Source organism: Micromonospora sp. PTRAS2, from assembly GCF_054052245.1.
This window is the reverse complement of sequence record NZ_JBSWBU010000008.1, coordinates 305,857-318,181: the sequence shown is the minus strand read 5'-3', so window position 1 is coordinate 318,181 and position 12,325 is coordinate 305,857. Positions and strand designations below refer to the sequence as shown.

Here is a 12,325-nt window from a genome sequence, read left to right as displayed (position 1 = left end):
AACCCTTCTCTACCGTAGGCGTTAACAGGGGGCCCTTCCTTACTCGCCGGCCGAGCGGGCCGCCGCCGGGTCGAGCGGGCTGCCGGCCGGCACGAGACCCACCAGGCCGGCGGGCAGCCGGACGGGGCGCACGTCGCGGTAGCCGAGCATGCCGAGCACGGTGGGGTCGGCCAGCACGTACCGGCGGCCGAGGTCGGTGACCACGCTCAGCGCACCGCCGGTGGCACCCGGTGCGGCGACCGATTCCACCACGGCGCCGTGCCCGGGTTCGACCACGACGTGGTCGGCGACCGCCGTCCCGCCCGTCGCCTGCGGGGTGTCCGACAGGTCGGGCAGGGTCGCGCCCAGCCGCACGTCGCCCACTGCCGCGTCGTCGCCGACGTGGACGCAGAGCGCCCCCGGGTCCGCCGCGGCGAGCCGGGGCGGAGTCGGCGGTGGGGCGGCCGGCCCGGTCGGCACCAGGTCCGGCAGCTTGGGCAGGGCGGCGAACCGGCCGAGGGTCATCGCCTCCGGTTCCCCCTGGCCGGTGCGGGCCAGCAGCAGGGTGGCCTGCAACTCGGTGACGCCGGCCAGGCCGCCGGTGAGGGCGACGGCGTACTGGCGGCCGCCGCCGGAGTTGCGGACGAGGAAGACGTCGCCGACCGTCGCGCCGGTCACCCGGGGCGACGGTTGGCCGAGGCCGGGCAGGTCGAGCGGGGCGAGGTCGGCCCCGGCCGGGATGCTGTTGATCAGGGCGGGCGCGGCCGGCACCGCCCGCTGCCGGGTGGCGGCGAGCGCGGCGAGCACCCGCCCGGTGTCGCGCAGCAGGTAGCGGCGGGCGTGCCAGACCAGGTGCAGCCCGCCGTCCGGGTGTTGCAGCAGGATCGCGTCGTCGCCCAGGGCCCGGCCGCCGGTGGCCGCCGTGCCGATCAGCACGACCGACCGGGGGGCGGCGGGTTCCGCCCCGGCGGCGGCGCGCTCGGCCCCGGCGGCCGAGCAGACCGTCCACCCGGCGGTGGACAGCCGGGCCCGGTCGGGCAGCGAGTCGGGGGCGTCGGGGATGCCCAGCGGCAGCCCGCGCGGCACGCCCTCGATCGAGCGGCGGGAGACCAGCACGGTCTTCGCCCGCTCGGCGCCGATGATCAGCAGGGCGGAGGCGTAGTTGAGCACCGGGTGCAGCTTCTGCTCGCGGTAGACGAACCGGGCGCCGGACTCCTTCTCCACGATCACCGCGCCGGTGTCGCGCCACTTGGTGCCGCCGCCGGCGAACAGCCCGTAGAGGGCGAAGCCGCCGAGGGCGATCGCGGCGACCAGGACACTGGCCAGCCCGGCCCCGGCCAGCCGCCGAAACGGCGACCGTGCGGGGTCGGTCTCCCGCATCACCAGGGCGGCGACCGCCCGCTGCACGGTGAACTGGTACGAGTGAAGCTGGTCCTGCCGCGACGGCATGCGGTTTCCTCCGACCGGTCGATCGGGGCACAGGATAGACGCTGCGTCGATCCCCCGGAGACCCTCCGCCACGAGGGCGGGCAGGCGCGGGGTCGTAGGGTGTGACGCGAAGCGGTGGCCACGGCGTACCCCCCGGGGTACCCTTCTCCCCGGAGGTGACGCGAGGTGAAGCTGCGACCGGAGATGACCGCCGACGCCCTGACCCGCCTGAAGCGGGCCCGGGGTCAGCTCAACGCCGTGATCGACATGATCGAGTCGGGAGAGGACTGCCGCGCCACGCTGACCCAGCTCGCCGCGGTCTCCAAGGCCCTCGACCGGGCCGGCTACAAGCTGATCGCGTCCGGGATGCGGCACTGCAACGCCGCCCGCGACCGGGGCGAGGACCCGGAGATGACCGAGGAGGAGCTGGAGAAGCTCTTCCTGGCACTCTCCTGAGCCCCCGCGCCCGGCGGGTCACCCGCGGGCGCGGGCTCAGGCGCGGGCGGGGTGGCGGGCGTCGGTGTCATACTCCCAGCCCTCGCGCCAGGCGAAGTCGACGGTGATCAGCTCCTCCAGCGGGACGCCGTCGAGCAGGTGGTCCAGCGCCCACCGGGTGGCGACGTGCCCGATCACCAGGATCCGACGCCCGTGCCAGCGCAGCGGGACGTCGTCGAGGAAGCGCCCGGCCCGCAGCACGGCCTGCCGCCAGCTCTCGCCACCCGGATAGGGCGAGTCGAGGTGGCGGGCCCGGCCCTGGTGCAGCTCCACCGCGGAGGTGCCGTTGCGGTCGCCGTAGTCGCACTCGCGCAGCCGCCAGTCGTGCAGGATCGGGATGCCGGTGCCGCCGAAGGCCACCTCGGCGGTCTCCACCGCCCGGCGCAGGTCCGAGGTGAAGACGGCCGCGATGCCGTCGTGGCGCCTGCGGTCACCGAGCTCGGCGGCCAGCGCCCGGCCGCGCGCGGACAGCCGCCCCGGCAGCCAGCCGGTCGCCACTCCCCGGTCGTTGTCCTCACTCCACGAATGGGTCTCGAAGACGATCCGCGTCGACATGGATCAAGGCTAGGGGCCCGACGGCGGCAGAGGTTGCCGTCGCGTGACAGCCCTGTGAGCGAAACCGCGCCCGGCCGCGGCCCAACATTCCCTATCAACACCTTTTCAGCGTACGGTAGGGAGCAATGAGGGAAGAAATGTACTCGGTCGAGCAGGTGGCCGACCTCCTCGGCCTGCACGTGCGCACCGTGCGCGGTTACATCCGTGCCGGCCGGCTCCGGGCCACCCGGATCGGCAAGCAGTACCGGATCGCCCGCGCCGACCTCGACGCGCTCACCGGCCGTCCTCCGACGCCACCGGCGCGGAGCACCTCGGTGGAGGTGTCGAGCATCGTGCAGGTCGACGGCGTCGACCGGGCCACGGCCGACCGGCTCGGCACGTTCGTCCTGGCCGGGGCGAACAACGGGTACGACCTGGCGCACCCGCTGCGGGTGCAGACCGTCCACGACGAGGAACGGAACCGGATGAAGATCGTGATCCTGGGCGGCACCGCCGCCACGGCCGACCTGCTGCGCATGGTCGACGCGGTGCTCGACGCCGACGGCGGCCTGCTCGGCCGCGAGGACGGGGAGGCGGACGATGCCTGACGAGATGCGGGAGCTGGCCGGGGTGCCGGTGCTGGTGTGCGACGCCGACGGCCCCGTGGTGGCCACCGAGCAGGACGCGCTGGACCTGATCGGCGCGGCCTTCCTCGGCGCGCAGGTGGTGGCCGTGCCCGTGGACCGGCTGGCCGAGGGGTTCTTCTCGCTCGGCACCCGGTTCGCCGGCGACATGATGCAGAAGTTCGTCAACTACCGGCTGCGCCTGGCCGTCCTCGGCGACATCTCCGGGCACCTGGCGGCCAGCCCGGCGCTGCGCGCCCTGGTGCACGAGTCCAACCGGGCCGACCACGTGTGGTTCCTGCCCGACCTCGACGCGCTCGACGCCCGGCTGCGCGCCGGGTCCTGACCGGTCCCCGGCGGCCGGACGCGGGCGCGGCGCGCCCGTACCGGATGGCGGTTGTTGCGGCGGCCGGGCCCGCGCGGGCGGTAAGATCCGCTCGGACCCGGCCGAAGTGAGGACCCGCGTGGGCGTGCGATTCGAGGAACTGGCCTGGCGGGAGACCCCGATCGGCGAGATCAGCCTCCGCCGTCGGCACGACCCCGCACTGGACCGCGAGGTCTACGAGGTCAAGCTCGACGACGAGTTCCTGATGTCCAGCCTCTTCCCCGTCGCGGAGATCGAGCTGGCCCGGCTCGGGCTGGCCCCGCTGCACGGCACGGCGCTCGACGTCGTGGTCGGCGGACTCGGCCTCGGCTACACGGCCCGCACCGCCCTGGAGGACCCCCGGGTGGCCTCGCTGCTGGTGGTGGAGGCGATCGAGGACGTCATCGGCTGGCACCGGCAGGGCCTGCTGCCGTTCGCGGCGGGCCTCGCCGACGACCCGCGCACCCGGTTCGTCCAGGCGGACTTCTTCGCGGCCGTGGCCGACGGGGCGGGCTTCGACCCGGACTCCCCCGGCCGCCGGTTCGACGCGATCCTGCTCGACGTGGACCACTCGCCCCGGCACGTGCTGCACCCGAGCCACACCCCGTTCTACACCGACGAGGGCCTGCGCCGCCTCGCCGGCCTGCTGCACCCGGACGGGGTGTTCGCGCTCTGGTCCAACGACCCGCCCGACCCGGACTTCCAGCGGGTGCTCACCGGGGTGTTCCCGACCTCCCTGGCCCACGTCGTCCGCTTCCCCAACCCGTTGCAGGGCCGGGAGTCGGCCAACACCGTCTACGTCGCCCGCCGCTAGCCGCCGACACCGGCCAGCGACGCCGGGCCGACGAACTCGGCCCGGCCCACGGGCATGGCGGCGGCGGGCATGGCGGCGGCCGAACCGGGAAAGGCGTGTCCGGCGGACGCCCCGGTCGGCGGGACCGTCCGGTCAACGGGAGGTGGACATGCGCGCCATGCTCTGGGTCGTCGGCGTCGTCGCCGGCGCGCTCATCCTGCTGGGGCTGCTGCTCGAGGCGGTCCGCTGGCTGGTGATCATCGGGGTGATCGCGCTGGTCGCGGTCATCGTGTTCGCGTTCGTCAAGGGCCGGCAGGCGGTACAGCACCGACACTCGGCGCGGCGCTGAGCCCTGCCTGCGGCGACCGCCGGACATCCACCGTGATCACTTGCCCGGCAGTGACAGGGTGATCTATCATCCTCACGATGCGCAACCGTCGCGCCCCGTGAAGGAGCAGCTTCGTGTCCAACCGGGGCGCGTACTTCGTCGCCAACGACGCCATCCTGGATCTCGCGATCGCGTTCCTGAACAGCTTCCGCGCCCACAACCCGTCGATCCCGCTGTGCCTCGTGCCGTTCGGTGACGACGTCGGGGACATCGCCGCGCTCGCTGGCGAGTACGACTTCTCGGTCTGGCGCGACCAGGCAAGGCTGGACTGGTGTGACGACATCAGTCGCAGGTTCCACGGCCATACCGTCGGGCAGTACCGCAAGCTGGCGATCTGGGACGGCCCCTTCGACGAGTTCGTCTACATCGACACCGACACGGTGGTCCTCAGCGACATCGGCTTCACCTTCCGGCTCCTGGACCGCTTCGACTTCCTCACCTCCCACTCGGACCTGCCCGACATCCGCAGGTGGGTGTGGAAGGACTCGGTGTACGCCGCCGGGGCCCTGAGCCGGCGGCAGGTCTCATACTCCGCCAACACCGGGTTCGTGGTCTCCCGCAAGCCGGCCCTGACGCCGGCGTCGGTCGAGGCGCGGCTCCCCGCCGCCCTGGCGCTCGCCGAGCACATGGAGCTGTCCTGCTACGAGCAGCCGCTGCTGAACTATCTCATCGTGACGGCGGGGGGCGGGTACGGCAGCCTGCTGGCCGTCGCGGCGGCCACCGGGTCGTGGCGCATCCCCCTCGAACGCTGGGCCGGCGACCCGTCGCTGTCCGTGCGGGACGGCCGGGTGGTCGGGTCGCGCACGCCGAGCCTGCTGATGCACTGGGCCGGCGAGTGGGCCCGCGCCCGCGCGACCGGCCGGCAGATCCCGTACGTCGAGCTGTGGAAGCACTACCGCCGGCTGCGGGAACCCGTCGGCTAGGCACCGCCGCCGGCCGCGGGGCGCGGCACCAGCCGCGCCCGCGGCCACCGGGCCGTCACACCGAGGCGGTCGCCAGGGCGTCCTTCCTCTCCTGCGGGCCGTGCGGGAGCGCCCCGGCGGGCGGCGGGGCGGGGGTCTCGGCGGCGCGGTTGGGCAGGGAGAGCCGGATGACCTTCCACCAGGCGGAGGCGACCTGCTTCGGCAGCGCCCCGGTGGTGTACGTCAGCCCGTACCTGGCGAACAGCGCCCGCACCTCGGGGGCCACCTCCTGATAGCGGCAGCTCGGCAGGTCGGGGAAGAGGTGGTGCTCGATCTGGAAGGACAGGTTGCCGGTCATGATGTGCAGCAGCCGGCTGCCGCTGATGTTGGCCGAGCCGAGCATCTGCCGCAGGTACCACTCGCCCCGGGTCTCCCCCTCGATGGAGGTCTTCTCGAAGGTCTCCACCCCCTCCGGGAAGTGCCCGCACATGATCACCGAGTGGCTCCACAGGTTGCGGATCAGGTTGGCGGTGAAGGTGGCCGCGAGGGTGCTGAGGAACGACGGCCCCGACAGCAGCGGGTGGATGACGTAGTCCTTGAGGAACTGGCGGCGGATCTTGCGACCGACCGCGCGGGCCCGGGCCCGGAACTCGGGGGCCTTGTGCCGACCCTTGCGCAGGTTGCGGCCCAGCTCCAGGTCGTACGCGGCGATGCCGTACTCGAAGAAGCAGGCGTTGATCAGGTTCCACAGCGGCTGGCCGAGGTGGACCGGGTGCCACGGCTGGTCCTCGTCGACGCGCATGATGCCGTACCCGAGGTCGTTGTCCTTGCCGAGCACGTTGGTGTACGTGTGGTGCAGCTGGTTGTGCGAGTGCTTCCACTGCTCGGCCGGGGAGACGTGGTCCCACTCCCAGGTCGTCGAGTGGATCTTCGGGTCGCGCATGAAGTCGTACTGGCCGTGCAGGACGTTGTGGCCGATCTCCATGTTCTCCAGGATCTTGGCCACGGCGAGGCCGAGGGTGCCGACCACCCAGGCCGGCGGGAACAGCGAGAACAGCAGCACCGCCCGGCTGCCCAGCTCCAGCCGGCGCTGGGTCGAGATGACCTTGCGGATGTAGGCGGCGTCGGCCTCGCCGCGGCTGGCGAGCACCCGGTCGCGGATGGCGTCGAGCTCCCGGCCCAGCTCCTCGATGTCGGTGGCGGTGAGGTGGGCGATCGGGTTGTGGGCCTTCTTCTGGATGGCGGTCACGTCCGGTTCTCCTGTCAGAGGTCGATGTCGCAGGTACCGGCCGCCGCCGACACGCAGGTCTGGATGAGCACGCCGTCGCCGGGGACGGCGGTGGTGATCTCCCCGTTGCGCAGGTCCCGGACCGCGCCCTGGCGCAGCGGCACCACACAGCCGAAGCAGATGCCCATCCGGCACCCGGACGGCATGAGCACCCCCGCCTCCTCCCCCGCGTCCAGCAGGGGGGTGCCGCCGTCGGCGGCGACAGTGACCCCGGCGCGGGTGAAGGTGACGTCGCCACCCGTGCCCGGGGAGATCACCGTGGGCCGGAACCGCTCGGTGTGCAGCCGGTCGGCCGCCCCGTGGGCGGCCCAGTGGGCCTCGACCGCGTCGAGCAGGCCGACCGGGCCGCACGCCCAGGTCTGCCGGTCGAGGTGGTCGGGCACCAGGTCGGCCAGCTCGGCCACGCCGAGCACGCCGTCGGTGTCGGTGTGCCGCTCGACGAGACGGATCGCGCCCCGGTCGGCGAGGCCGCGCAGCTCGGCGGCGAAGATCACGTCGTCGGGGGTGGGCGCGGAGTGCACCAGCACGACGTCCGCCGCGGCGGGCACGCCGGCGCGCAGCATCCCCATGACGGGGGTGATGCCGCTGCCGGCGGTGAGGAAGAGGACCTTCCGCGGCGCGGTCGCGGGCGCGACGAAGTCGCCCTGGGCCTGGTCGAGCTGGACCAGGGTGCCGGGCCGGACCCGGCGGACCAGGTGGTTGCTGACCCGGCCGTCCGGGATCGCCTTCACGGTGACCGAGATCAGCCCGTCGCGGCGGCCGGGGGCGGAGGTCAGCGAGTAGGCCCGCCACTGGCGGACCCCGTCGACGTCCACGCCGAGGCGGACGTACTGCCCGGGGGTGTGCCCCTGCCAGCCCCGGCCGGGCCGGATGGTCACCGTCGCCGCGTCCCGGGTCTCGGGCCGGACGTCGAGGATCCGCCCGCGCAGGGCGGCGCCGGAGCGCAGCGGGGCGACCAGGTCGAGGTAGTCGTCGGGCAGCAGCGGCGTGGTGACCGTCTCGGCGAGCCGGAACAGCCTGTCCCGGACGGTGCGGCGGCCGGACGGGCGCGGGACGGTGGTGGTCATAGGACCAGGGTGGCGGACACGATCGCATAACATCTTGGCCAAGAAAGATGAAAGGCCCGCACGGTTTTGTTCCGGGAGAACAAGATGTCGGAAGAGTCGGGGACCGGTCGCCGCGCGGCCCACCTCGCGTTGGACGCGCCGACGGCCGCCCGCCTGCTCGCGGTGCTGCCGGCGGTCGCCGAGCGCACGGTCACCGCGATCACGGCCGAGGTTCCCGCCTACTCGGGCACCCTCACCGGGCAGATGCGGGCCAAGATCGAAAACGCGGTACGCATCGCGTTGGGCACCTTCCTCCAGCTCGTCGGGCGCCCCCAGGCGGCGGCCGACCCGAGCACCCCGCTGGCCCCCGCGCTGGAGGCGGCGTACGCCCTGGGCAGCGGCGAGGCCCGCTCCGGCCGCAGCATGGACGCGCTGCTGGCGGCGTACCGGGTGGGGGCGCGGGTGGCCTGGCGGGAGGTCTCCACCACCACCGTGCGCGCCGGGCTCGCGGCGACGACCGTCGCCGAGTTCGCCGAGCTGATGTTCGCCTACATCGACGAACTGTCCGCCGCCAGCGTGGCGGGACACGCCGACGAGCTGGCCAGCGTGGGCCGGGCGCGGCAGCGCTACCTGGAGCGGCTCACCCAGCAGCTGCTGGCCGGCGAGGCCGAGGACGTGCTGCGCCGCAGCGCCGCCCGCGCGGACTGGCCCCCGCCGCAGACGCTGACCGTCGTGCTGCTGCCCCGCAGCGGCCTGCGCACGGTGCTGACCGCGCTGAGCCCGCACACGCTGGAGAGCGGGGAGGACGTGCCGGGGCCGGAGCCGGCCGAGGAGCTGGCCGTGCTGCTGGTGCCCGACGTCCACGGCGGCCGGCGGCGGCAGCTGGCCCGGGTGCTGCGCGGTCACCGGGCGGTGCTGGGGCCGGCCCGGCCGTGGCACCGGGTGGCCGGGTCGTACGAGCGGGCCGCCCGCGCGCTGCTGCTCGGGCTGCCCCGCGACGACGCCGACGCGCCCCTGGACACCGAGCGGCACCTGGCGCGGCTGCTGCTCAGCGTGGACCCGGAGGCCCTGGCCGACCTGCGGGCGCAGGTGCTGGAGCCCTTCGCCGCGCTGCCGCCGGCCACCGCCCACCGGCTCGCTGAGACGCTGCGGGCCTGGCTGCTGCACCAGGGCCGCCGCGACGACGTGGCGGCGGCCCTGTTCGTGCACCCGCAGACGGTGCGCTACCGGATGGCGCAGGTGCGGGAGCTGTACGGCGACCGGCTGCTCGACCCGCAGACCGTGCTGGACCTGACGCTCGCCCTGGCGGTGCTGCCGCCACCGTCGGAGCCGGGCTGACCGCCGGTGTCGGTGGGCGCGGGACGGGTCGGGCCGCCCGCTCAGGCCGGCACGGCGGCGCGGCGCGGGCCCGGCCGGTTGACCGCGTCGGGGACGTCGTCGCCGCGCAGGGCCGCCCGGACGCTCTCGGCGGCGGCGACGCCCGCCTTGACCTGGGCTTCGGCGGTGGACGCGCCCAGGTGCGGGGTGACCACCACCTCGTCGAGGGCGAACAGCGGCGAGGCCACGCAGGGCTCGGTGGCGAACACGTCGACGCCGGCCCCGGCCACCCGGCCGGCGGCGATCGCCTCGGCCAGCGCCTCCTCGTCGACCAGGCCGCCCCGGGCGCAGTTGACGATCCGTACCCCCGGCTTGACCCGCGCCAGCTCCGCCCGGCCGATCAGCCCGACGGTCTGCGGGGTGCGCGGCAGGTGCAGGGAGATGAAGTCGCTGGTGGCCAGGAGCTGGTCGAGGCCGACGAGGGCGACGCCGACCCGGGCGGCCCGCTCGCAGGTGGCGTACGGGTCGTAGGCGACGACCCGGGTGCCGAACGCGGCCATCCGCTGGGCGAAGAGCACACCGACGCGGCCCAGGCCGATCACGCCCACGGTCTTCCCGGCGATCTCCACGCCCGTGAACCGGGACCGCTGCCAGCGCCCCTGCTTGAGCGCGGCGCTGGCGGTGGCGGTGTGCCGGGCCACGGCGAGCAGCAGGGCGACGGCCTGCTCGGCGGCGGACACGACGTTCGAGGTGGGCGCGTTGACCACCAGCACGCCCCGGGCGGTCGCCGCCGGCACGTCGACGTTGTCCACGCCGACGCCGGCGCGGGCCACCACCCGCAGGCGTACCGCCGCGTCGAGGGCCTCGGCGTCGACGCGGGTGGCGCTGCGGATGACGACGGCGTCGGCGTCGGGCAGGGCCGCCAGCAGCGCCGCCCGGTCGGCGCCGTCGACCCGACGTACGTCGAACTCGTCGGCCAGCAGGCGCAGCGCCTCCCCGGCCAGCTCCTCGGTGACCAGCACCCGCTGCCGGGCACCGGCCCCGGTCGTCATGGTCTGCTCGCTCATCTTCGCTCTCCTCGGGGACGTCCGGATCTCCCCCGGCACGCGACGCGCCGGTGCGCCGACGATGGACCGTGGGCGTTAGCCGGTGGTTACGCGGTCAGCGACAGCGGCTGCAGGCCCCGCGCGGCGGGGCGGCGGGGCGACGCCGGACGGGGGGCCGAGGCCCGCCGCCCGCGCAGCCGCCCGGTGAGGGCGAGGTCGCGGATCTGCCGGGTACGCCCGGTCGGGCCGACGTCGAGGCCATCGCGCAGCCGCTGCACGCACAGGTCGTACCAGCTGCGGACCTGACCCAGCTCGCCGAGCATGCCGTGCACCACCAGCAGGTTCTGGTACGCCTCCTCCTGGTACGGGTCGACCGACAGGATGCGCCGGCACCAGGTGACGACCGCGCGGGGATCGTCGCGGAGCATGGCGTCGGCGCGCAGGTGGTGCAGCGACCGCAGCACCATGGCCCGGGTCCACTGGCGCTGTTCGTCGACCCAGTCGGCGGTCTCGCCGTTGAGGAAGTCGCCCTGGTAGAGGCTGATCGCCCGGTGGTGGGCGGCCAGGGCCCCTCCGGTGTCGCCGGTCCGCTCGGCCTCCCGCGCGGCGTCGACGGCCGCCTCGAACTCCTCGGCGTCGACGCAGATCTCGGCGCACCGCAGCAGGTATCCGACGTCCTGGTAGACGATCTCGACCCCGGTGCCGCCGGGGCAGCTGCCGAGGATCTGCCGCAGCGCGTGGGCGGCCACCTTCAGCGAGGTCGACCGGTCCGTGTCGCTGTCGGGCCAGAGCACCTCGTAGAGCCGCTCCCGGGGCACCACGTGACCCCGGTTGAGCACGAGGAACTGGAAGAGGTTGCGCGCCTTGCCGGCGCGCCAGCGCTCGACGGGCACACCGTCGACGGTGACCGCGAAGTCACCGAGGAAACGAACGGTGACGGCGGCGGGAGGGTTCGGCAGCATGGGTGTCCCTTCTCAGGCGGTGACGGAAACCTTCATCGACACCTCCGACGCTAAAACGACCTCCCGAGTCCACAAGGGAACCGTTCGCAACTGGGTACTCCCCCTACGACCAAGGTGACAGTCGGGCTACGACCTACCGCACCCGGACGCTGTGACCTGCGACAGACGACCGCGCCGTCGTCCACACCGGACGATCGGTCCGACGACGACCGAGGGGAGCTGGTGACGATGACCATGAGCACGCTGACGGCGACCCGACCGTCGGACCGGTGGTGGCGGACCCTCGGCCTGTCCTTCGTGGAGGCCCGGCCGGTGGTGCAGGTGATCTTCCTGCTCCGGTTCGCCGCGGGCGCGGCGGCCGGCGCGCTGTCCGGGGCGGACCTCGACGGCGCCCTCGGCCGGGGCGCGCTGGCCTGGCTGCTGCTGACCTGGAGCGTCTACCTGCTCAACGGCGTCGCCGACGTCACCGAGGACCGGGCCAACGGCTCCCGCCGCCCGATCGCCCGGGGCCGGCTCGACCGAGGCGTCGCCCTGCGGACCGCGCACGGGCTGGCGGCGGCCGGCCTGCTGGTGGCCGCGACCGTCGGCTCGACGCTGGTGCTGCTCGGCGCGGGGCAGCTCGCGCTCGGCTGGTGGTACTCGATGGGCCGGGCGCCGTTGAAGCGCCGGGTCGCCGGCACCGCCGGCGCGGTGGTGATCGCCGGCCTGCTCACCTACCTGGCCGGGGCGGACAGCGCCGGGGCCCGGCCGGTGCCGCACCTGTGGGTCTTCTGCGTCGCGATGGCCCTGTGGATGGCCGTCGGGGCCCTCGCCAAGGACCTCTCCGACGTGCCCGGCGACCGGCTCGCCGGGCGACGCACCCTGCCCGTCACGCGGGGCGTGCCGTGGGCCCGCCGTTCCGTGGCGGCCGTCGCGCTCACCGTCGCGCTCGCCTTCCTGCTCGCGGCCCACGACGCGTGGCCGGCCGTCCGGGTCGCATCCTGGCTCACCGTGGCCGGGGCGCTGGTGCTGACCGGGTTGACCTGCGGGACGGCCGGGGACGGCACGCCGGCGCGTCGGCGCCGCCCGTACCGGGTCTTCATGGCCACCCAGTACCTGGCCCACCTGGCGCTACTCGGTCCGGTTGCGACCTGTGTCGGCACTCAGGGACACTAGTGTGC

Annotated in this window: 13 protein-coding genes and 1 pseudogene; 8 read left to right on the top strand and 6 right to left on the bottom strand. The window is 74.4% G+C overall.

The annotated features are described in order from the left end of the window. Positions 1 to 39 precede the first annotated feature (39 nt). Positions 40 to 1,428, bottom strand: a complete 1,389-nt coding sequence (gene eccB, locus ACVMYR_RS24320; RefSeq protein ID WP_457122834.1) for a type VII secretion protein EccB — start codon at positions 1,426 to 1,428, stop codon at positions 40 to 42. 165 nt (positions 1,429 to 1,593) lie between these two features. Here eccB and ACVMYR_RS24315 point away from each other — a divergent pair, with 165 nt between their 5' ends. After that, on the top strand, positions 1,594 to 1,863 hold the full coding sequence (locus ACVMYR_RS24315; protein WP_043968569.1) for a metal-sensitive transcriptional regulator: 270 nt from the start codon (positions 1,594 to 1,596) through the stop codon (positions 1,861 to 1,863). A 36-nt stretch (positions 1,864 to 1,899) separates the two neighbouring features. Here the strand turns inward: ACVMYR_RS24315 and ACVMYR_RS24310 are convergent, their stop codons facing one another. Beyond that, positions 1,900 to 2,457, bottom strand: coding sequence for a histidine phosphatase family protein (locus ACVMYR_RS24310; RefSeq protein ID WP_457122833.1), 558 nt, complete (start codon positions 2,455 to 2,457; stop codon positions 1,900 to 1,902). A gap of 125 nt (positions 2,458 to 2,582) precedes the next feature. On the opposite strand from ACVMYR_RS24310, the gene ACVMYR_RS24305 reads away from it, so the two are divergent. The 5 genes from ACVMYR_RS24305 (at position 2,583) to ACVMYR_RS24285 (ending at position 5,527) form a co-directional block, all read left to right on the top strand. Beyond that, positions 2,583 to 3,044 (top strand): helix-turn-helix domain-containing protein, encoded by a 462-nt coding sequence (locus tag ACVMYR_RS24305; RefSeq protein WP_396788540.1) that lies wholly within the window; start codon positions 2,583 to 2,585, stop codon positions 3,042 to 3,044. Beyond that, positions 3,037 to 3,405 (top strand): DUF4180 domain-containing protein, encoded by a 369-nt coding sequence (locus ACVMYR_RS24300; protein WP_396788541.1) that lies wholly within the window; start codon positions 3,037 to 3,039, stop codon positions 3,403 to 3,405. Before ACVMYR_RS24305 ends, ACVMYR_RS24300 begins: the two co-directional genes overlap by 8 nt. A 124-nt stretch (positions 3,406 to 3,529) precedes the next feature. Further along, positions 3,530 to 4,237: a spermidine synthase gene (locus ACVMYR_RS24295; RefSeq protein ID WP_457122832.1), complete on the top strand. Its 708-nt coding sequence runs from the start codon at positions 3,530 to 3,532 to the stop codon at positions 4,235 to 4,237. 148 nt (positions 4,238 to 4,385) lie between these two features. Further along, positions 4,386 to 4,565: a hypothetical protein gene (locus tag ACVMYR_RS24290; protein WP_077939834.1), complete on the top strand. Its 180-nt coding sequence runs from the start codon at positions 4,386 to 4,388 to the stop codon at positions 4,563 to 4,565. 113 nt (positions 4,566 to 4,678) lie between these two features. Continuing rightward, entirely contained in the window at positions 4,679 to 5,527 is an 849-nt protein-coding gene (locus ACVMYR_RS24285; protein ID WP_431894961.1) for a hypothetical protein, read from the top strand. 55 nt (positions 5,528 to 5,582) lie between these two features. On the opposite strand, the gene ACVMYR_RS24280 is transcribed toward ACVMYR_RS24285, so the two are convergent. Together ACVMYR_RS24280 and ACVMYR_RS24275 are read right to left on the bottom strand one after the other, a co-directional pair. Further along, on the bottom strand, positions 5,583 to 6,755 hold the full coding sequence (locus tag ACVMYR_RS24280) for a fatty acid desaturase family protein (protein WP_077939832.1): 1,173 nt from the start codon (positions 6,753 to 6,755) through the stop codon (positions 5,583 to 5,585). Between the two features lie 14 nt (positions 6,756 to 6,769). Then, positions 6,770 to 7,861 (bottom strand): ferredoxin reductase, encoded by a 1,092-nt coding sequence (locus ACVMYR_RS24275; protein WP_457122831.1) that lies wholly within the window; start codon positions 7,859 to 7,861, stop codon positions 6,770 to 6,772. A gap of 84 nt (positions 7,862 to 7,945) precedes the next feature. Between ACVMYR_RS24275 and ACVMYR_RS24270 the strand changes: the two genes are divergently transcribed. Then, the gene (locus tag ACVMYR_RS24270) at positions 7,946 to 9,178 is read left to right on the top strand and encodes a PucR family transcriptional regulator (protein WP_457122830.1); all 1,233 of its coding nucleotides are present in this window, start codon (positions 7,946 to 7,948) and stop codon (positions 9,176 to 9,178) included. A gap of 77 nt (positions 9,179 to 9,255) precedes the next feature. Here ACVMYR_RS24270 and ACVMYR_RS24265 read toward each other — a convergent pair. Both ACVMYR_RS24265 and ACVMYR_RS24260 read right to left on the bottom strand, forming a co-directional pair. Continuing rightward, positions 9,256 to 10,209: pseudogene (locus ACVMYR_RS24265) on the bottom strand (hydroxyacid dehydrogenase); the annotation flags it as partial. Positions 10,210 to 10,310: 101 nt separating this feature from the next. Continuing rightward, positions 10,311 to 11,165 (bottom strand): AfsR/SARP family transcriptional regulator, encoded by an 855-nt coding sequence (locus tag ACVMYR_RS24260; RefSeq protein WP_077939830.1) that lies wholly within the window; start codon positions 11,163 to 11,165, stop codon positions 10,311 to 10,313. A gap of 228 nt (positions 11,166 to 11,393) precedes the next feature. Between ACVMYR_RS24260 and ACVMYR_RS24255 the strand changes: the two genes are divergently transcribed. Beyond that, complete coding sequence (locus ACVMYR_RS24255; protein ID WP_457122829.1) at positions 11,394 to 12,320, top strand: UbiA family prenyltransferase; 927 nt, start codon at positions 11,394 to 11,396, stop codon at positions 12,318 to 12,320. Positions 12,321 to 12,325: the final 5 nt, after the last annotated feature.